This is a genomic window from Streptomyces sp. NPDC002055, assembly GCF_040296705.1.
Classification (GTDB): Bacteria; Actinomycetota; Actinomycetes; order Streptomycetales; family Streptomycetaceae; genus Streptomyces.
The window spans coordinates 23,132-42,285 of record NZ_JBEOXS010000041.1 but is presented as its reverse complement, the minus strand read 5'-3'; the positions used below and the strand labels follow the sequence as shown (position 1 = coordinate 42,285).

The 19,154-nt window shown below is 72.0% G+C and carries 19 protein-coding genes, 1 tRNA gene and 1 pseudogene; 9 read left to right on the top strand and 12 right to left on the bottom strand.

What is annotated here, in order from left to right; genetic code table 11:
* Positions 1-7 precede the first annotated feature (7 nt).
* From ABT112_RS23910 to ABT112_RS23885, 6 genes and pseudogenes are all read left to right on the top strand, one after another.
* Positions 8-655: an ABC transporter permease gene (locus tag ABT112_RS23910; RefSeq protein WP_351512732.1), complete on the top strand. Its 648-nt coding sequence runs from the start codon at positions 8-10 to the stop codon at positions 653-655.
* A pseudogene (locus tag ABT112_RS23905) lies at positions 648-1,871 on the top strand (betaine/proline/choline family ABC transporter ATP-binding protein); the annotation flags it as partial. The gene ABT112_RS23910 and the pseudogene ABT112_RS23905, both read left to right, overlap by 8 nt.
* A 323-nt stretch (positions 1,872-2,194) precedes the next feature.
* Positions 2,195-2,953, top strand: coding sequence for an ABC transporter permease (locus ABT112_RS23900; RefSeq protein WP_351512778.1), 759 nt, complete (start codon positions 2,195-2,197; stop codon positions 2,951-2,953).
* A 35-nt stretch (positions 2,954-2,988) separates the two neighbouring features.
* The gene (locus tag ABT112_RS23895) at positions 2,989-3,972 is read left to right on the top strand and encodes a glycine betaine ABC transporter substrate-binding protein (protein WP_351512776.1); all 984 of its coding nucleotides are present in this window, start codon (positions 2,989-2,991) and stop codon (positions 3,970-3,972) included.
* Between the two features lie 190 nt (positions 3,973-4,162).
* The gene (locus ABT112_RS23890) at positions 4,163-4,753 is read left to right on the top strand and encodes a helix-turn-helix domain-containing protein (RefSeq protein WP_351512728.1); all 591 of its coding nucleotides are present in this window, start codon (positions 4,163-4,165) and stop codon (positions 4,751-4,753) included.
* 16 nt (positions 4,754-4,769) lie between these two features.
* Positions 4,770-5,000: a hypothetical protein gene (locus ABT112_RS23885; protein ID WP_351512726.1), complete on the top strand. Its 231-nt coding sequence runs from the start codon at positions 4,770-4,772 to the stop codon at positions 4,998-5,000.
* Between the two features lie 116 nt (positions 5,001-5,116).
* On the opposite strand, the gene ABT112_RS23880 is transcribed toward ABT112_RS23885, so the two are convergent.
* The 7 genes from ABT112_RS23880 to ABT112_RS23850 form a co-directional block, all read right to left on the bottom strand.
* Complete coding sequence (locus ABT112_RS23880; protein ID WP_351512724.1) at positions 5,117-5,905, bottom strand: YlbL family protein; 789 nt, start codon at positions 5,903-5,905, stop codon at positions 5,117-5,119.
* 315 nt (positions 5,906-6,220) lie between these two features.
* Positions 6,221-6,862, bottom strand: coding sequence for an IclR family transcriptional regulator (locus ABT112_RS23875; protein ID WP_351512722.1), 642 nt, complete (start codon positions 6,860-6,862; stop codon positions 6,221-6,223).
* 601 nt (positions 6,863-7,463) lie between these two features.
* Positions 7,464-9,251, bottom strand: a complete 1,788-nt coding sequence (locus ABT112_RS23870) for a DEAD/DEAH box helicase (RefSeq protein ID WP_351512720.1) — start codon at positions 9,249-9,251, stop codon at positions 7,464-7,466.
* A gap of 296 nt (positions 9,252-9,547) precedes the next feature.
* Positions 9,548-11,137 carry an MFS transporter gene (locus tag ABT112_RS23865; RefSeq protein ID WP_351512718.1) on the bottom strand — a complete coding sequence of 530 codons (1,590 nt, stop codon included), beginning with the start codon at positions 11,135-11,137 and terminating at the stop codon, positions 9,548-9,550.
* A 314-nt stretch (positions 11,138-11,451) separates the two neighbouring features.
* Positions 11,452-12,510: a YeiH family protein gene (locus tag ABT112_RS23860; RefSeq protein ID WP_502975426.1), complete on the bottom strand. Its 1,059-nt coding sequence runs from the start codon at positions 12,508-12,510 to the stop codon at positions 11,452-11,454.
* Positions 12,510-13,181 carry a cysteine dioxygenase family protein gene (locus ABT112_RS23855; protein WP_351512716.1) on the bottom strand — a complete coding sequence of 224 codons (672 nt, stop codon included), beginning with the start codon at positions 13,179-13,181 and terminating at the stop codon, positions 12,510-12,512. Before ABT112_RS23855 ends, ABT112_RS23860 begins: the two co-directional genes overlap by 1 nt.
* 80 nt (positions 13,182-13,261) lie before the next feature.
* Positions 13,262-14,167 carry a LysR family transcriptional regulator gene (locus ABT112_RS23850; RefSeq protein WP_351512714.1) on the bottom strand — a complete coding sequence of 302 codons (906 nt, stop codon included), beginning with the start codon at positions 14,165-14,167 and terminating at the stop codon, positions 13,262-13,264.
* A gap of 192 nt (positions 14,168-14,359) precedes the next feature.
* On the opposite strand from ABT112_RS23850, the gene ABT112_RS23845 reads away from it, so the two are divergent.
* Positions 14,360-15,232: an alpha/beta fold hydrolase gene (locus tag ABT112_RS23845; protein ID WP_351512712.1), complete on the top strand. Its 873-nt coding sequence runs from the start codon at positions 14,360-14,362 to the stop codon at positions 15,230-15,232.
* Between the two features lie 189 nt (positions 15,233-15,421).
* Positions 15,422-15,492, top strand: a tRNA-Cys gene (locus ABT112_RS23840).
* 77 nt (positions 15,493-15,569) lie between these two features.
* On the opposite strand, the gene ABT112_RS23835 is transcribed toward ABT112_RS23840, so the two are convergent.
* Both ABT112_RS23835 and ABT112_RS23830 read right to left on the bottom strand, forming a co-directional pair.
* Positions 15,570-16,154 carry a class IV adenylate cyclase gene (locus ABT112_RS23835; protein WP_351512710.1) on the bottom strand — a complete coding sequence of 195 codons (585 nt, stop codon included), beginning with the start codon at positions 16,152-16,154 and terminating at the stop codon, positions 15,570-15,572.
* Positions 16,155-16,165: 11 nt separating this feature from the next.
* Positions 16,166-16,423, bottom strand: a complete 258-nt coding sequence (locus ABT112_RS23830; RefSeq protein ID WP_351512708.1) for a hypothetical protein — start codon at positions 16,421-16,423, stop codon at positions 16,166-16,168.
* A 43-nt stretch (positions 16,424-16,466) separates the two neighbouring features.
* Here ABT112_RS23830 and ABT112_RS23825 point away from each other — a divergent pair, with 43 nt between their 5' ends.
* A complete protein-coding gene (locus ABT112_RS23825) occupies positions 16,467-16,622 on the top strand; it encodes a hypothetical protein (protein WP_351512706.1) in 156 nt (51 codons plus the stop codon).
* A 121-nt stretch (positions 16,623-16,743) separates the two neighbouring features.
* Here the strand turns inward: ABT112_RS23825 and ABT112_RS23820 are convergent, their stop codons facing one another.
* From ABT112_RS23820 to ABT112_RS23810, 3 genes are all read right to left on the bottom strand, one after another.
* Entirely contained in the window at positions 16,744-17,385 is a 642-nt protein-coding gene (locus ABT112_RS23820) for a P-loop nucleotide/nucleoside kinase family protein (RefSeq protein ID WP_351512704.1), read from the bottom strand.
* Positions 17,378-18,280: a radical SAM protein gene (locus tag ABT112_RS23815; protein ID WP_351512702.1), complete on the bottom strand. Its 903-nt coding sequence runs from the start codon at positions 18,278-18,280 to the stop codon at positions 17,378-17,380. The genes ABT112_RS23820 and ABT112_RS23815 overlap by 8 nt, the downstream gene beginning before the upstream one ends.
* 105 nt (positions 18,281-18,385) lie before the next feature.
* On the bottom strand, positions 18,386-19,078 hold the full coding sequence (locus ABT112_RS23810; protein ID WP_351512700.1) for an HAD family hydrolase: 693 nt from the start codon (positions 19,076-19,078) through the stop codon (positions 18,386-18,388).
* Positions 19,079-19,154 lie beyond the last annotated feature (76 nt).

Genomic DNA, 19,154 nt, shown 5'->3' with positions numbered 1-19,154 from the left:
CCCGGATGTGAACTTCTGGGAGTACCTCGGAAACCGCCACGAGCAACTGCTGGTGGACGCCTACCAGCACGCCAGCGCGGTGTTCCAGTGCATGGTGCTCGCCACGCTGATCGGGGTGCTGATCGGTGTGCTGACCTACACCTCCGAGTGGGCCGGGAACCTCGCCATCACCTCGACGGCGACCGTGCTCACCGTGCCCTCGCTGGCCATGATCGGCCTGTTGGTGCCAGTCGTCGGCCTGGGCGTCGCCCCGACCGTCATCGCGCTCACCCTGTACGGGCTGCTGCCGGTGGTGCGCAACTGCATCGTCGGGCTGCGCGGCGTCGACCCGTCGCTGGTGGAGGCGGCCCGGGGCATCGGCATGTCCCGCACCGCCCGCCTCCTGCGGGTCGAACTCCCGCTGGCCTGGCCGCCCATCCTCACCGGCATCCGGGTGGCGACGCAGATGCTGATGGGCATCGCCGCCATCGCCGCGTTCGCCTCCGGCCCGGGGCTGGGGAACCTGATCTTCCGCGGGATCTCCAGCCTGGGCAGCGCCAACGCGCTGAACGAGGTGCTGTCCGGGACGCTCGGGATCGTCGTGCTCGCCCTGCTCTTCGACGCCGCGTACGTCCTCATCGGACGTCTCACCATCTCGAGGGGAATCCGTGCCTGAACCCGCGGTCACCGGTGCCACGATCGAGCTGGAGCAGCTCACCAAGCGCTATCCGGGAGGTTCGGTCCCCGCGGTCGACGGCGTCGATCTGCACATCAACGCCGGGGAGATCGTGATCCTGGTCGGCCCGTCCGGCTGCGGCAAGAGCACCCTGCTGAAGATGATCAACCGGCTGATCGAGCCGACGTCCGGCCGGATCCGGATCGGCGGGGAGGACGTCACGGGCATCGACCCGGTACGGCTGCGCCGCACGATCGGCTACGCCATTCAGGCGTCGGGGCTGTTCCCGCACATGACGGTGGCCGAGAACATCGCGCTCGTCCCGCGCATGGTGGGCTGGCCGAAGGCGAAGGTGAAGGACCGCGTCGAGGAGATGCTCGACCTGGTCGGCCTGGACCCGGGCGAGTTCCGCGGCCGCTATCCGCGCCGGCTCTCCGGCGGCCAGCAGCAGCGGGTCGGGGTGGCCCGGGCGCTGGCGGCGGATCCGCCGGTGCTGCTGATGGACGAGCCGTTCGGCGCGGTCGACCCGATCACCCGCGACCACCTCCAGGACGAACTGATCCGGCTCCAGCACGAACTGCACAAGACGATCGTCTTCGTCACCCATGACTTCGACGAGGCGATCAAGCTGGGCGACCGGATCGCGGTGCTGCGCGAGCAGTCGCACATCGCCCAGTTCGACACCCCGGAGGCGATCCTCACCAACCCGGCCGACGACTTCGTCTCCGGCTTCGTCGGCGCCGGGGCGGCACTCAAACGGCTCAACCTCACCCGGGTGCGGGACGTGGAGATCGCCGACTTCCCCACCGTCACGGTCGACGACCCGCTGGACACCATCCTGGAGCGGCTCCAGTCGAGCAACACCAACGAACTGCTGCTGCTGGACCAGCGGGGACGGCCGTACAAGTGGCTGCGGCGCGGCGACCTGATGCGCGCCCAGGGCTCGCTGGCCCGCGCCGGGGCGCTGATCCAGGACACGGTGACCCGGGACGCGACCCTCCACGACGCCCTGGAGGCGGTGCTCGTGGACAGCAGCGGCCGGGTCGCGGTGACCGGGCGGCGCGGCGAGTACGCCGGGGTGGTCGACATGGAGACGCTGCTCAACACGGTGCACGAGATGCTGGAGGCGGACCGGCTGGCGGCGATGGAACCGCCGGACGAGCGGCGGGAGTCGGAGGCGGAACGTTCCGGCAGTGGGGGGTCGGGGGGCGGCGGTTCCGGTTCCGGGGAGTCCGGTTCCGAGGGTTCCGGTGCCGGGGGTTCCGGTGCCGGGGGTTCCGGTGCCGGGGGTTCCGGTGCCGGGGGCCCGCGGTCGGGTAGCGCTCCGTCCGCCGGATCCGGAAGCGACGGAAGCAGGGGCGGCAGGGGCGGCGGGGGCAGCGGCGGTTCACCGGCCGGGGAACCGGGTGCCGGTGCCGCCGGACCACCGGCCGACGCCCCCGGCCGGGAGGCCCGCGGCGGGTCCGTCAAGCCGCCGGAGGAGCCGTCGTGAGCCCGGGGACCACCGCACCGGCCGCCAAGGACGAGATCGAGACCGGAATGGTCGGCCAGGACCGGGTCCCGGCCCGGCTCACCTGGCAGAAGCTGGTGATCATCCCGGCCTTCGTGGTCGTCGCCGTCGGCGCCACCGCGCTCTGGCTGAGCAACGTCCACCTGGACTCGATCGCCCGGAACTCCCTGAGCCTGGAGATCGTCCGTACCGCGCTCTGGCAGCAGATCAAGCTGGTCGCGATCTCCACGTTCTTCGTGCTGATCATCGCGATTCCGCTGGGGATCGCCCTGACCCGGAGGGCGCTGCGCCGCGCCTCGCCGGTGGTGACCGCGCTCGCCAACATCGGCCAGGCGACCCCGGCTCTCGGCCTGCTGGCGCTGCTGGTGATCTGGCTCGGGATCGGTCAGCGGTCGGCACTGATCGGCATCATCATCTACGCGATCCTGCCGGTCCTCAGCAACACCATGGCCGGGCTGCGGGCCATCGACCCGACGCTCGTGGACGCGGCGCGCGGCATCGGGATGTCGCCGCTGGGCGTCCTGACGCGGGTCGAACTCCCGCTGGCCGTCCCGCTGATCCTGGCCGGGGTGCGCACCGCCCTGGTGCTCAACGTCGGCACCGCGACCCTCGCCACGTTCGGCGGGGGCGGCGGCCTCGGGGACCTGATCGCGGCCGGCATCACCAATCAGCGGATGCCGGTGCTGGTGCTGGGCTCGGTGCTGACCGTGGCGCTGGCGCTGATGGTGGACTGGCTGGCCAACCTCGCCGAGGTCCTGCTGCGGCCGCGTGGCCTGGAGGTGGGGTGAGGATGCGCCGGACGAGGACGACGGCCCGGACGAGGATGCGTCTCGCGACGACGGCGGTGGCCGGCGGCTGCGCGCTGCTGCTGGCCGCCGCGACGCTCTCCGGATGCGGACTGACCAGCGGCAGCCCGCTGGTGGACGATGTGCGGCCCGGCTCGGTGGGGCAGGGGCGTCCGCTGGAGGGGGCCAAGCTGACCGTCACCTCCAAGCAGTTCACCGAGCAGATCATCCTGGGCCAGATGATGGGCCTGGCCTTCAAGGCGGCGGGCGCGGAAGTGCTCGACCGCACCAACATCCAGGGGTCGATCGGCGCCCGGGAGGCCGTCAAGTCGGGCGCGGCGGACGGGATGTACGAGTACACGGGCACCGCGTGGATCACCTATCTCGGCCACACCACGCCGATCGTGGACCCGTACCGGCAGTGGGTGGCCGTCCGCGACGAGGACCGGAGGAACGGCATCACCTGGCTGCCGCCCGCGCCGCTCGACAACACCTACGCGCTGGCCGCCAACCCGGCGAACGCCAAGAAGTACCGCCTCCGGACACTGTCCGACGTGGCGCGGCTGACGAAGACCGACCCGGGGGCGGCCACGCTGTGCGTGGAGAGCGAGTTCGCGGTGCGCGACGACGGGCTGCCGGGCCTGCAGAAGAAGTACGGCTTCACGATCCCGCCCGGGAACATCAAGAAGATGGACAGCGGCATCGTCTACACCCAGGTCTCGAAGGGCACGGCGTGCACCCTGGGCGAGGTCTTCACCACCGACGGCCGCATCCCGGAGCTCAACCTGACGGTCCTGGAGGACAACAAGCACTTCTTCCCCAACTACAACGCGGCACCGGAGATCAACACGGACGCCTTCCGGAAGCACCCGGAGATCGCCGACGTCCTCGACCCGATCAGCAAGCGGCTGACGACGCGGGTCGCCCAGCAGCTGAACGCGAAGGTCGACGTGGGCGGCGAGGACCCGCACGACGTGGCGCTGGACTGGCTGGTGCAGGAGGGGTTCATCAAGGAGGGGTGAGCGGGCGGGGGTTGGCGTCGAAGGCGGGACGCCTCTTCCGGCGATGGCACGCGCGGGGGCTTCCGGCCGCGAGAGACACGGCAGCTCCCAACGGGACTCGACAGCAGGGGAATCGACCGCAGGCTCGATGCAAAGATCCCGCTGCAAAGGAGTGCTTGCAAAGGTGTCTTTGCATGCTTAGGGTTCTCGCATGCCACCGAAGAACGCCGGGAATCCGGACGCGACGAACGAACTCGACGCGCGCTCATTGCGCGGACTCGCCCACCCGCTGCGGATCCAGCTGTTGACCGTCCTGCGCGCCCACGGCCCGGCCACGGCCTCCCGGTTGGGCGAGCGGCTGGGCGAGTCGAGCGGCTCCACCAGCTACCACCTGCGGCAGCTCGCCGCCTACGGCTTCGTCGTGGAGGACCCGGAGCTCGGGACGGCGCGCGAACGCTGGTGGAAGGCCGCCCACCGGGGCACCCATTGGGACGCCGCCGGCATGCTGCGCCACCCCGATGCCGAAGTGCGGGGCGCGATGGGCCTGCTCATGCACGAGATGGCCGCCATCCACACCCGGGAGTTGTCGACCTGGCTCGGCACCCTGCAGGAGTGGACGAGTGAGTGGCACAAGAGCTCGGACGTCAGCGACTTCTCCCTGCACCTCGACCCGGCGTCCGCCAAGGAACTGCTGGACAGGCTGCACACCCTGATCGAGTCCTACCGGGACCGGCCCGCGGCAGCGCCCGGAGCCGAGTCCTACCGCGTCCACCTGCACGCCTTCCCGCGTGCCGACGACTGACCTTCCGGAGGCCGCCATGCATGCCGACACCCATCTCTACCTCGACCGATTCCGGGCCACGGAGCTCCGGGCGTCGGCGAGCGCCGACCGGCTGGCGCGGGAGTGCACCACCCGCGGCACCGTCGCCCGCCGGCCAGGCGCCGTGCGCCACCGCGTCGGCTGGACGCTCGTCGAAGTGGGGCTGCGGCTGGTGCAGTCACCGGGGCTGGTGCAGCCCCCGCGGCGGGTGACGCCTCGGGCGGCCTGAGCCGCGGCACGACGCGCACGCGGCGGGGTCAGGGCGGGGCGGGATCGGGCGGGGCCGGAGTTCCTCAGAGCTGCCCCGTCCGCTAGCCCGGCCCCCGCCGCCCTGCGCCGCGTGGGTCAGCAGCTCGGGACCCGGCCGCCGGTGTTCAGGGCGTTGAGCGCGTCGACCGCGCCGTCGAGCGTGGTGACGGGGATCAGGCGGAGCCCCTTCGGCAGGCCGGACTTCGCGTCCGAGCACTCCGCCTTCGGGACCAGGAAGACGGTCGCGCCGTCCCGCCGGGCCGCCTGGGTCTTCAGCGGTACGCCGCCGACCGCGCCCACCGTGCCGTCCTCGGCGATGGTGCCGGTCCCCGCGATCGTACGGCCGCCGGTGAGGTCGCCGCCCCGGCCGTCGCCGTCCAGCTTGTCGATGATGCCGAGGGAGAACAGCAGCCCCGCGCTGGGCCCGCCGACGTCCGCGAGCCGCAGGGTGACCTTGACGTCGTCGGGCGAGCGGTGGAGCCGGCGCAGCGCGGCGTCGGTGGCGGAGCCCTGGGACTTCCGCATCTCCTGCACGTTGTGCTTCTCGATCTGCCGGGTGCTCTCGCCGACCGGGTAGACGGCTTCGCGCGGCAGTACCTCGCGGTCCGTGTCGAACCAGCCGTCGACCACGTCCCCCAGGCCGACCTGCGCGTCCGGGCCGGTCGCGGCGATCGTCGTCATCCGCAGCTGCCCCGTCGTCTTCCGGGTCTCGGCACCCGAAACGGTGATCACCGGCTTGCCCTTGTTGCTGCCGAGCACATCCGCGGTCATGCCCGGCTGCGCGATCGAGAAGGGCAGCGGGGCGAACGCGGCCACGGCGAACAGCGCGGTCACGGGCAGGGCGCAGACAGCGAGGAGCCGGGAGCGGGGGGAGACGGCTGGCATGGGAACGAATCTAGTTCACCGGAGGCGCGGACGTCGCAGGGGGCGGCTCCGGGCCCGGCGACGGCAGGGCGGCTCCAGGCCCGGCGACGGCAGGGCGGCTCCAGGCCCGGCGACGGCAGGGCGGCTCCAGGCCCGGCGACGGCAGGGCGGCTCCAGGCCCGGTGACGGCAGGGCGGCCGACCGGCTTGGGTGGACGGACCGCCGCGAGCCGGCGTCCGGGGCCGCAGCCCGGGCCTGGGCCTGGGCCTGGGTCTGGGCCTGGGTCTGGGTCTGGGTCTGGGCCGCAGCCCGGGCCTGGGCCTGGGCCGCCCCCGGTCAGCGCAGCGCTTCCGACACCTCCCGGGCCGCCTCCATCACCCGCGGGCCGACCCGTTCCGGTACGGAGTCGGCGAGCATGACCACGCCCACGCTGCCCTCCACCCCCGTCACCCCCAGCAGGGGGGCGGCGGCTCCGCTCGCGCCCGCCTCCAGCTCACCGTGGGTGAGCTCGAAGCCGGGGTCGGTGCCCGGGTTCCGCCGGGCGGCGAGGATCGCGCGGCCCGCGGCGCCGCGGTCCAGCGCGTGCCGGAATCCGGCCCGGTAGGCCACGTGGTAGTCGGTCCAGGTCGGCTCGACGACCGCGACGGCCAGGGCCTCGGTGCCGTCGACGAGGGTGAGGTGGGCGGTGGCGCCGATGTCCTCCGCGAGCGAGCGCAGCGCGGGCAGCGCGGCCTCCCGCACCAGGGGATGCACCTGGCGCCCCAGCCGCAGCACCCCCAGCCCGACCCGGGCGCGCCCACCGAGGTCCCGGCGGACGAGGGCGTGCTGCTCGAGGGTGGCGAGCAGTCGGTAGACGACGGTCCGGTTGACCCCGAGCTTGTTGGACAGCTCGGTCACGGTCAGCCCGTGGTCGGTATCGGCCAGCAGTTTGAGGACCCGCAGTCCCCGGTCGAGCGTTTGAGACGTCTCCGCGGTCACGACGCCCCCTCCTCGTCTGAGTGACGGGCGGCGCTCTCCCGCGGTGGGTGGCCCTGCCGGTCCCAGCGGCAGCGCACGGAGAGGCCGCCGGTCGCATGGCACCGGCTGCGCTCCGCGGCGGCGTTGCCACGGGGCGTGTGGGGTAGACCGGAACGCTAGCGAGCGGTCCCGCTGAGCGGAAGAGTCCGTCCAGAATCCGGGCATATCACGGTCGGTTTACGCGCATTGCGGACCGCTTCGGACAGGGAATCGGGCCCGAGAGCGACCGCTGAGCGCCTGGTGACGACCGCTCGGAGCAGCTGCTTCCGCACCCCCGGCGGCCCCAGCTCCGGAAGCGTCCGGGGCTCCCCCGCCCCGCGGATTCGGTCACCGTCACAACCTCTGGACACCGGCCGGCCGACGACTGCCGCCCCGGCCGCCCCCGATTCACGACCGACCGGGCGGCGGCCACCGGCCCTCATCTCCCGAGCGGCGGACGACCGACACCCGGAGACCAACGCCCGACGACTGGCGACCAACGACCGCCCTCGTCGCCACCCTCGACCGCCGACCAGCAGCCATCAGAGCCAGCAGCCATCAGCCATCAGCCATCAGCCGCACCTCACCGCATCCGCGTGGCCCACTCCTGGACCTTCTTGATCCGCTCCCGGATCTGCCCCGCCGTCGCCTCCGCGCTCGGCGGCCCGCCGCACACCCGGCGCAGCTCGGTGTGGATCACCCCGTGCGGCTTGCCGCTCTGGTGCACATAGGCGCCGACCAGGTTGTTCAGCTGCTTACGGAGCTCCAGCATCTCCTTGTGGCTGACGATCGGCCGCCGCTCCGCCGGGAGCTCCAGCAGATCGGCTTCCTCGTCGGGCTTCTTCCGGCTGTGCTGGATCTGCCGGGCCTGCCGCTTCTGCAGCAGCATCTGCACCTGATCCGGCTCGAGGAGGCCCGGAATGCCCAGGTAGTCCTGTTCCTCCTCGCTGCCCGGGTGGGCCTGCATCCCGAACTCGGCGCCGTCGTAGAGCACCCGGTCGAAGACCGCGTCCGACTCCAGCGCCTCGAAGGGCAGCGCGTCCTGCTCGCCGGTGTCCTCGTCCTGCTGCTTCTCGGCCTCGGCGAGTTCCTTCTCGGACTCCGCGTACGGGTCCTCCTCGCCTTCCTTCTTCGGCTTGTCCAGGACGTGGTCGCGCTCGACCTCCATCTCGTTGGCGAAGCCGAGCAGCATCGGGATGGTGGGCAGGAAGACGGACGCCGTCTCACCGCGCCGCCGGGACCGCACGAAACGGCCCACCGCCTGGGCGAAGAAGAGCGGTGTGGAGATGGTCGTGGCGTAGACGCCGACCGCCAGCCGCGGCACGTCCACCCCCTCCGACACCATCCGGACCGCGACCATCCACCGGTCGTCGGACGCGCTGAAGTCGTCGATGCGCTGCGAGGCGCCGGTGTCGTCGGAGAGGACGACGGTCGGCCCCTTGCCGGTGATCTCGCGGATCAGCTTCGCGTAGGCGCGCGCGGAGTCCTGGTCGGAGGCGATGACCAGCCCGCCCGCGTCCGGGATCGCCTTGCGGACCTCGCCGAGCCGCTGGTCCGCGGCCTTCAGCACATTCGGCATCCAGTCGCCGCGCGGGTCCAGGGCGGTGCGCCACGCCTGGGACACCGCGTCCTTGGTCATCGGCTCGCCGAGCCGGGCCGCGACCTCGTCGCCCGCCTTCGTCCGCCAGCGCATGTTGCCGCTGTAGGAGAGGAAGATGACCGGGCGGACGACGCCGTCGCCGAGCGCGTTGCCGTAGCCGTAGGTGTAGTCGGCGGAGGAGCGGCGGATGCCGTCGTTGCCCTCCTCGTACTGCACGAACGGGATCGGGTTGGTGTCGGACCGGAACGGTGTGCCGGTGAGCGCCAGCCGCCGGGTCGCCGGGTCGAACGCCTCGAGGCACGCCTCGCCCCAGGACTTGGAGTCACCGGCGTGGTGGATCTCGTCGAGGATGACCAGCGTCTTGCGCTGTTCGCAGCGGTTGCGGTGCAGCATGGGCCGCACGCCGACGCCCGCGTAGGTCACCGCGACGCCGTGGTACTCGCGACCCAGCGGCCCCGCGCTGTACTCCGGGTCGAGCTTGATGCCTATCCGGGCCGCCGCCTCCGCCCACTGCTTCTTCAGATGCTCGGTCGGCGCGACCACGGTCACCTGCTGCACGACGTGGTGGTGCAGCAGCCAGGAGGCGAGGGTCAGCGCGAACGTGGTCTTGCCCGCGCCGGGTGTCGCCACCGCGAGGAAGTCCCGCGGCTGCTTCTCGATGTACTGGTCCATCGCGCCCTGCTGCCAGGCACGCAGCTTGTTGGCCGTACCCCAGGGGGCGCGGCCGGGGAAGGCGGGCGAGAGATGGTGGTTGGCAGTGGTGGTAGTCACGGTCTCCGTCGGGCTGGCTCGGCGATCGGGAACCGCGTCAGCCTACCGGTGCCGGGGGCGCGCACCGCGGGTGCGCCCCACGGCTGACCCGGGGTGGGATCCACCTCACATCCGCGCCCGTCGGTCCCGGCCGGATCGCGTCCCGAAAGCCTCCGGTCTCGTCCCGAAAAGCCTCCGGAAGCTGCGGGAAGCTGCCGGAAACCGTCGCGGAACGTTCCGAATCCGCCCGTTGAACGCCCCGGACCGGGCCCAGCGCTCCCCGCCCACGGGCCACCGGCACCGGCCACCGGCACCGCTCAGCCCGCCCGTTCGGGCGCGGGCCGCAGCCGGGTGGTGATGTACACGGCGACGAGGGCCACCGCCGCCATCGCCAGATACACCGCGGCGAACGCCGCGGGGCGGCCCGTACCGGCACCGGCCGCCCCGGACACCGCATGCGCCCCCGCGGCGAGCGAACCCCCGCCGAGCCCGACGAAGACCACACCGCTGAGCCCGACCAGGGTGATCGACCCCAGCGCGTCGGAGACCTGGAGGGAGGCGGAGTTGCTGCCCGCCTCCTCCGGGCGGGACAGTTCCAGCAGCAGCACGCTCGCGCTGGAGATCAGCAGGCCCATACCGAAGCCGCCGACCACCCAGCAGACCGCCACCGTCCAGGCCGGCACCGATGCGTCGAGGGCGAACGCGCAACCGGCGATGGAGAGGGCCATCAGCGCCGTGCCCAGCGTCATGAGCCGCTCCCGGTGGGGCTCCATCCGGCTCCTGGACTGGACGTACGAGCCGAGCGCCCAGGTCAGCCCGCCGCCGGTGAGGGAGAGCCCGGCCTGGGTGGGCGTCAGTCCGCGCTGGGTGACGAGCATCAGCGGAACGAACGTTTCCGCACCGAGGAAGGACCCGGCCGCCACCCCGCGCAGCAGGATCACCGCGGGCAGCCCGCGGGCCGCCCGGAACGTACCGCGCGGCAGCAGCCGGCGGATGCCCGGGACGACCAGCAGCAGCCCGGCGACCGCGGCGGCCACCGCGACCGGGCCCACGCCGTCGGACGGCACGGCCTGCGCCGCGTACTGCAGCAGACCGGCGCCCGCCGCTACGGCGAGGGCGAAGAGGATCCGGCGGCGGTCCACGGCCGGGGTGCGCTCCCCGGCGGGAAGCTTGCGCAGGGCGGGCAGCATCACGGCGAGCGGCAGCAGGATCAGCGCCGGAATGGCGAGGAACACCCAGCGCCAGCCGAACTGTTCGGTGACCGTACCGGCGACGAGGGGGCCGACGATCACGGGCAGCACCCAGGCGGCGCTGAACGAGGCCAGCACGGCCGGACGCAGCCGCTCCGGGTAGGCCCGGCCCACCACCACGTACAGGGAGACGATCACCAGCCCGCCCCCGGCCCCCTGGACGCACCGGCCCGCGACCAGGATCCACATGGTCTGCGCCGCACCGGCGAGCACCAGCCCGGTGCCGAAGGCCGCGATCCCGGTGAACAGCGGGACGAGCGGTCCCCGGCGGTCGCACCACTCACCGGAGAGGACCATGGTGAAGAGGCTGGCGGTGGAGTAGGCGGAGAAGGCGTACGCGTAGAGGGCGATGCCGTCCAGGTTCTGGGCGGCGACGGGCAGGGCCGTGTTGAGCGCGCTCGCCTCGAAGGCGATCAGCGAGACCACGGAAATGATGCCCAGGGTGAGCGCCCGGAAGCGCCTCCCGAGGACGGTCTCGTCCGGGGCGGGACTGCGGTCCGAGGCGGGGCCGAGGTCCGCAGCGGGGCCGAGGTCCCGGGCGGCACTTCCCTCCGGGACAGGGCTTCCGTCCGCCGCTCCGGAACCGGGAACGCCGGCGCCCTCGGCGGCACCGGCGGTATCGGCCACTGTGTCGTTCCCCTGGTCGAATGCGGTCATTGCGCCAGCGTAGGAGCGCCCTGACGGTCCGGCACCTGCCGCGCGACGGTGATCGGGTCGGACTTCGGACCTAGGCCACGGAAGGAGTCGCGGCTAGGCAACGGAAGGAGTCGCGGCCGAGGGAGAGGTCTCGGTGGCCACGGGTGTAGGTCGCAGTGGCCGAGGGGGGAGGCCGCGGCTCGTGCCGAGTCCGCGGAAGCCCCCTCCGGCCGCGGCCCGTCCCTCCGTTCCGGGCCGCGGCCGTGGCCGTCGGCGCGCCGTCCGCCCGCACGCACCGGCCCCTGGGGTGGTCGTCGGGCGGTTCCGCCCGCCCCTCAGGTGGTGAGCAGCACCCCCGCGTACGACACCCCCGCCACCACCACCCAGGAGCACAGGCCCAGCGCGGCGACCCGTCCTCCGGTCCGGGCCAGCGTGGGCAGGTGGACCGCGCTGCCCAGCGCGAACAGCGCAGTGGCCAGCAGGAGTTCCTGGGCGATCTGCGCCGCGTCGAGCACGGAGACCGGCACGCCCCCGGTGCTGCGCACTGCCACCATCGCCAGGAAGCCCAGCACGAACAGCGGCACCAGCGCCGGACGGCGCCCCTCCGTGCGGCCGGCCGCCGCCTTGCCGCGCCGCCGGATGTGCACGGCCACGCCGGCGACGAGCGGCGCGAGCATGGCCACCCGCATCAGCTTGACCAGGACCGCCTCCCCCAGCGCCCCGGGGCCGGCGGCCTGTGCGGTCGCCACGACCTGCCCGACGTCGTGCACCCCCGCACCGACCCAGCGGCCGAACTGCGGATCGCTCAGCCCGAGCGGGTACTGGAGCAGCGGCAGCACGGCGATGGCGAGGGTGCCGCAGAGCGTCACCAGGGCCACCGAGGTCGCGACGTCCTCCTTGTCGCTGTCGGACACCTCGCTCACCGCGCCGATGGCCGACGCGCCGCAGATCGAGTAGCCGGTGGCCACCAGCAGGGGCTGATCGCCCCGCAGGCCCATCCGGCGGCCCAGCCACAGGGTGCCGAAGAAGGTGGCGGCCACCACGGCGAGGACCATCGCCACGGTCGCCCAGCCCAGCCCGAGCACGTCGTTCAGGCTCAGCTTGAGCCCCAGCAGCACGATGCCGAGCCGCATCAGACGCTTCCCCGCCAGCGACAGCCCCGGCTTGGCCACGCCGCGCACCAGCCCGCGCAGGCCGGGCAGATGGGCGGCGGCGATGCCCAGCACGATCGCCGCGGTCAGCAGCGGTACGGCGGGCACCAGCCGGTGAACGGCCCAGGCCGCCGCCGTGCCGAGACAGGCGACCGCCAGCCCGGTGGCCTTGGGGTGCGCGACGACGGTCGCGACGGGAGCCGGACCCGGACCGGCAGTGGGGCGTTCCCTCAGGAGTGCCACTACTGGTCGTCCTCCGGGAGGTCGTAGACCCGGCGGACGCTGGAGCCCAGCCGGCTGATGTCCGCGCCGTAGACGTGGATCGAGATCGCCGCGTCCGTACCGCCGTTCCACACCCGGTGGATGTCGCCGGGCGGCGCGAAGCCGCACACCTCGCCCTGCGGGTTCACCACGTCCTGGATGGGGACGAGTCGCGCCGACGCGCCCTCGGGCACCAGCCGGTAGCGGCGCTCGCACTCCTCGCCCTCGTGCACGCCGGCGACACACCAGGCCACGTGGTCGTGGATACAGGTGCCCTGCCCGGGCAGCCAGACGAGCCCGACGACCGAGAAGCTGCCGTCCGGCTCGGCGTGCAGCAGATGCGAACGGTAGGTCTCGGGGTCGCTCTGCCGCTGGTCCTCGGTGAGCAGGTCGGGCGCCCCCATGTGCGGCCGCAGCGCCTCGGAGACGAGATGGGCCGTCAACTCGGGGGGCAGGCCGCGCCCGACGGCCTCCCGCACGTCCTCCACGAGTCGGCGCAGCCGCGCCGTGCCGCGGACGGGGACGGCGGCGGGCCGTTCGGTGGCCGGTGTCCGGACCGTGGAGGCGGTCCGGCCGGTGGTCGTCCGGTCGGTGGTCGTCCGGTCGGTGGTCGTCCGGTCGGTGGCGGTGCGGGCAGCGGTCGCAGGGGTCATACACGCAGCGTCGGGCCGCCTGACCCATCACGTCCAACGACGACTTATAGGCCTGACCCCAACGTCTGCTTATACCGGGCTCAGCACCCGACGCGCGCCTGTGCCACCGCCTTCAGCTGGTCGAGGACCAGGGCGGTGGCCGGAATCCGCAGATGCTCGCGGAGCACGTACGCCGACACCTGCCGGCGGGTGTGCGGCTCCACCGCGCGCCCCGTCACCTTGGTGTGGCAGAGGAACGACAGCACCAGCGCCGGCATCATCGCGACGCCCACCCCGGCCGCGACCAGGCTCTGCACCACGAGGTTGTCGTCGGTGGTGAACGCGATGTCCGGGGCGAACCCCTCCTCCGCGCACGCGTGCAGGAAGTTGGCCCGGCAGCGGAGGCAGCCCGCGATCCACCGCTCGTCCCGCAGGTCCGCCAGATGCACCGACCTGCGGCGGGCCAGCGGATGACCGGCGGGCAGCAGGACCGTCAGCAGGTCCTCCATCAGCGGGATTTCGACCAGGTCCTCCGGCACGTCGTCGTGCAGGCCGGGGTAGCTGAACGCCAGCGTGATGTCGCACTCGCCGCGCACCAGCTGCCGCAGCGAATCCGGCGGCTCCCCCTCCAGCAGCTCCACCCGCACCCCGGGATGCTCCGCGGAGAGCCGCGCCATGGCCTCCGGTATGAGGGTGGCGCTGGCGCTGGGGAACGCACAGACCCGCACCCGCCCCGAGCGCAGCCGGGTGATGGCGTTCATCTGCTCCTGAGCTGCGGAGATGCTGTCCAGGATGACGCCGGAGTGCCGGGCCATCGCCTCTCCGGCTTCGGTCAGCCGCACGCCCCGGCCCGCGCGGGTGAACAGCGGAGTGCCCACCGATCGCTCCAGCGCCTTCATCTGCTGGGTGATGGCGGGCTGGGTGTAGCCGAGAGAACGAGCCGCCGCGGAGTACGACCCCGTCCTGACCACTTCGTGAAACGTCTTGATGTGCCGCGATTCGAACACGCTCAAATCATAAGCGGATGTTGGGATCGCAGAAGAATCCGCGTCCACCGCTTTTCAGCCGCCCCACCGATCGGGGCCGAGGGGCAGGGACCAGGGGCAGGGACCAGGGACAGGGACAGGGACCGGCGACACCACACCGCGGCGCCCCCGCATCCGGACGTACGTCGTCGCAGATCGGGCACCCTGATGCGTATGCCGCACTTCCGCTCGTACGACGACACCGAACTCTCCTACCGGGTGCTCGACGCCCGCGACGGCACCGCCGCGCCCCCGCTGGTCTGCCTGGCCGGCGGGCCGGCCAGGGACGCCGCCTACCTCGGGAGCCTCGGCGGACTCGACGGCCACCGACCGCTCGTGCTGCCCGACGCCCGCGGCACCGGCGACTCCCCCACCGCGTCCGACGCCTCCGACTACGCCTTCCCGCGGCTGGCCGAGGATGTGGAGGCCCTGCGCGAACACCTCGGGCTGGAACGGTTCGCCCTGCTCGCCCACGACGCGGGCACGGCGGTGGCCCAGGCGTACGCCGCCGCCCACGGGGAGCGCCTCAGCCACCTGGTCCTGCTCAACCCCGGCGCCCGGCTGCAGGGCGAACTCCCCGACGACGCCCGGGAGATCTTCGAGTCCCGGCGGGACGAACCCTGGTGGCCGGATGCCGCCGCCGCGCTGCGGCAGCTCGCCGAGGTCTCCGATCTCGACGAGGTGCGCGAGCTGCTGCTGCGGGTCGCGCCCATGGCGTACGCGCGCTGGGACGAGGCCCAGCAGTCGCACGCCCACGCGGAGGCCGGGCAGCTGAACCCGGTCCCCCGGGCCGGCTTCTGGCAGGGCGTCGACGAGTCCGCCCGCCGCGCCCTCCTCGCCCGCCTGTCCGAACCGGACTGCCCGGTCCTGGTGGTGACGGGCGCCCTGGACGCCGTGACCGGCCTGCGCGCGGGCGAACTGGTCGCGAACTCCTTCCGGAACGCCACCCTGCACACCCTCCCCGGCGTGGGCCACTACCCCTGGGTGGACGAACCGGAAACGCTGTGCCCGCTGGTGGAGGACTTCCTCACGACGCCCGGGGCGTGAGGCCGGGGCGGGGGCGCCGGGGAGGCCGCAGAGGGGCGCCGGACAGGGGCCGGACCGGGCGGGACCGGGGTGTCGGACGCCCCTTGCCGGACCGACTGTGAACGGCGTATGGCAGTCGTATGGCACCGCGCGCCGACCCATTGAGCGGCCCACTCCCGCGCCGTACCGTCGTCTTCACCAGCCCGGCACGGCCGTGTGCCCGAGTGGTTCAGGGACTCGCCTGCAAAGCGAGTTACGCGGGTTCATTCCCGCCACGGCCTCTACTGCCTGACCAGGCAAGAGGAAAGGGCGGCACCCCATACGGGATGCCGCCGCATCCACTCGCCCACCTCCGTGATCAGCGCCCCTGGGCCGCCGGGGGCGCCTCCTGCTTCTCGGCGTCGGAGAACAGGAGCGTGGGTTCGGCGAGGATGTCGCGGCCTGCCTCGCTCTTGTAGATCTCGTCGACGCTGCCGAACCGGGCCTCGGAGTAGTCGAGGTCCAGCAGCGCGGCGGCCTGCCGAACCGATGCCTCGTCGGGCCCTTCGATCTCCAGGAAGGTGGGCAGATCGGGCCAGGTGTCGAAGTCGAAGGCGACGTCGCCCAAGCGCCACTCCTCGCGGTAGTTCTCCTGGTAGCGGACCTCGGTGAGGCCGACTCGACGGAGGATGTCGGCCATCGCGTGCAGGTCGGCGACCTCGGTCTCGATCTCCTTGGTGCCGTCAATCGTCGTGGCGTCGGTGACCTGCTTGAGCGTAAGCGTCGAACGGGTGCCCTCATCCCGAAGGCGGATCCAGGCCCCGTCGTCGAGGGAGTCCTTCTCGAAGATCTTGCGGGTGAGGAGCGTGCGGGGAAACGCCTGGACAGCTCCGAGGGCCGTCAGCTTGGCCTGAAGGCCGACGACGTCGACTGCCAGGAACTTCGCCTCGTACTCGTGCTTCATGGGTCCTTCTCTCAGAAGTGGCCGGTGAGGGTGGACGTCCGGGCTGCCATGAGCAGGCCCATGCGGTGGGTGTGGTCGTGCGGCCGGCCGACGTGGGGGCGCTCGGTGAACTCGTTCGTACGCAGGGTGAGCAGGACCTCCCAGTCGCCGAGGAAGTGACGGCGTAGGCGCTCGGGGGAGGTGTAGTGCTCGATCATGTGGTGGCGTCTCTCGACGGGCATCATGAACTCCGCGCCGAACACACCGCCCGGGCGGACCAGTCGTTGCATGCGGTCGACGAACTCGGCGAGCGGGCGGTGGTGGTTGGCTGTAGTGCCACGAGCAGCTCGTCCAGACCGCCTCGCACTGCAGGCTCAGGGGCGCGCCGCCGAGGAAGTCGTCCTCAACGACCTGTACGCGGTCGCGGAGTTCTTCGAGCTTCAGCCGATCGATCAGCCCCAGCGCGTGTGCCTGGCTGTCACCCGGTAGGTGGACGGCACCTCCGTGGAGGGCGACCGCGTCGCGCTCGATGGCGACAACGTGGTACCCGGCGGCGGCGAGAGGCAGGACGAACTTGCCGTCGCTCGCACCGATGACCGCGACGGTAGCGTCAGGGGCAGCGCGTTCCCGCAGCCCGGCGAGAAACTGGGGGAAGAAGGTGAGGGTGTGCTCCCACAGGCTCTGTGTCTGCACGGAAGTGTGCTCCTTGCGTATCGGTTTCCGTGATCACGCGGAGGACCTCTTCGGGGCTGCGCCCCGTGGTGTCGACGCGATGGATCGGGAACGAGGCGTAGGCATCCGTCACCCGGTCCGTGGCGGTCTCGATCAGTGCGTCCCACCGTGATGCCGGTTTGTCCCGACCGGCGAGGCGCCGCTGTCGTTCGTCGTTGTCGCAGACGAGGTAGTAGGTGACGGGTGTCGGCAGTCGGCGCGGCAGAGTGACACCGAGCCGGGCACCCAGGGCCCGGTGGTTGGCGAGGCACCGGGCGAAGTAGCTCTCGACAGTGACGGAGACACCGGCGTCAAGGTGGTGCTGGATCTCCTCGGCCGCGACGAACAGGGCGGAGAGGTAGAGGCACATCCGCGCCTCGACGTTCGTCCGCTCGTCCACCACGTGTCTGAGCGGCTGGTAGAGGGACGGGACGGTGGCGACGAGGACGGCTTGTCGGGCGGCGGCGAGCATCGGCGCCAGGGTGGACTTACCGGTGCCGCGTAATCCCTCCAGGCTCTCGAAGCGCGGGTGATCAGGCACGGGCGTACACCACGTCCGGCACCGCGAGTGTGAGCTCGTCGGCTTCCGAAGGCCTGTGGACGATACGTCCGGCCGCCTTCTCGTACCAGAAGGCGTGCGAGTCCTTGCCCACGGCCTTACAGGACATGGTCAGCGCACCGCGCGGGTCGGCCTCGATGCGGTCGATCTCGCGAGGACCGCCGGACGGCGCGCACACCTGCGGGGCACCGTGCTCGGAGAGGTCCTCGTCGACGATCACCTCCAAGGGCAGATCAGCCGACGCGAGCTCTTCCCGGAGTCGGCCGTACGCGGAGGGGGCGGTGACCACCAGCTCGGGGTGGTCGGCGGCGTTGCCGACCGCCCGCAGGTGGTGGAGCTTGAGCTGCCGGACCCCGTACTGCGCCAGGACGCTGGCGAGGGGAAGGACCTCGTCGATGTTCCGCGAGGTGACGGTCATGGTCGCTCCCGTCCGAACGCCGAGGTCCCGCGCCAGACCGATCGCGTTCAGGGCGCTGTGGTAACTGCCCTGCCTGCGGATGCTGTCGTTGGTCGATCCGACGCCCTCCAGCGAGACCCTGAGCAGGTCCAGATGCGGAGCGATCTCGGTCAGTCGACGTTCGATCCGGTACCCGTTGGTGCAGATCTCGACTCGCTGTCCCAGCTCCTCCTTGGCATGGCGGACGACCCGCGCAAGGTCCCGGTGGACGAACGGCTCTCCGCCGAGCAGGGTCACGGCCTCCGTGCCGTACTCGTCCCGCATCAGGGACAGGAGGTCGATGGCTTCCTCGGCGGTGAAGGCGTCGGCGTACTGAAGCCGCTTGCCGTGGAAGCAGTGCAGGCACGTGAAGTTGCAGCGGTAGAGCAGCTGCAGATACAGCATCCGGATCTTCTTGATCCCGGTGACTTCCCCGATCACATCGGCTCCTTCGGCTGACTGCCTGTTGGGAGCCTGATATTGGCTTTCTGTCCGGGGACCTCGTCACCGCGTTCAGGGACGGTCCGAGGACGTCCTGGGACGTTTTCAGTGACCTGCGAAGGACTCCAGAACGCCGAGGACGCGCTTCGTGTCCGCCAGGTCGGGCAGGACTTCAGCAGCGCCGGCGGCAGTCAGTTCCTCCGGCCCGTGGATGCCGGAGGCGACGGCGACGATCCCGGAGCCCGTGGTCAGAGCCGCTTCCACGTCACGAGGGGTGTCCCCCACCAGGACGGTGGGGATGGCAGCCGGAACGCTGCGCAGCCGCTGCGCGCGCTCGCGGGCGACAGCGACCAGCTGGGGACGGAGCTCGGCGTCCGCTCCGTAGCCGCCCACCGGAAGATCCAGCAGCGAGTCGAGGCCGAACGCAGCCAGCTTCACACGGGCGTTGGCGGCGATGTTGCCGGTCAGGACGGAGGAAACCCAGCCGCTACGGGCGGAGGCTGCCGTCAGCGCCTCGTGGACGCCAGGCAGGGCAGTCCCGCGCCTGCGCAGATCGTCCAGCCGCCCTTCTCCCGCCTGGGCGAGCGCGGTCTCGATGTGGTGCCAGTCAGGTACGGGCAGTTCGTCGCGGACGAACATGTCGTGCATGATCAGCCGATCCGTACGCCCCTCGGTACGCGCCGGCTCCGTAGGCTCGCGTCCTGAGAGGGTCGCGAAGGCAGCCGCGTAGATCTCCTTGCTCACCCCCGCGTTCTCGATGAGGGTGTGGTCGATGTCCCACAGGACGATGAGCTCCATGGCGCCAGAGTAGGCAGTCAGCAGGACTGCGCTTCAACGACAACACCCCAAACGTCCTTGCGTGACCATGCCCCGC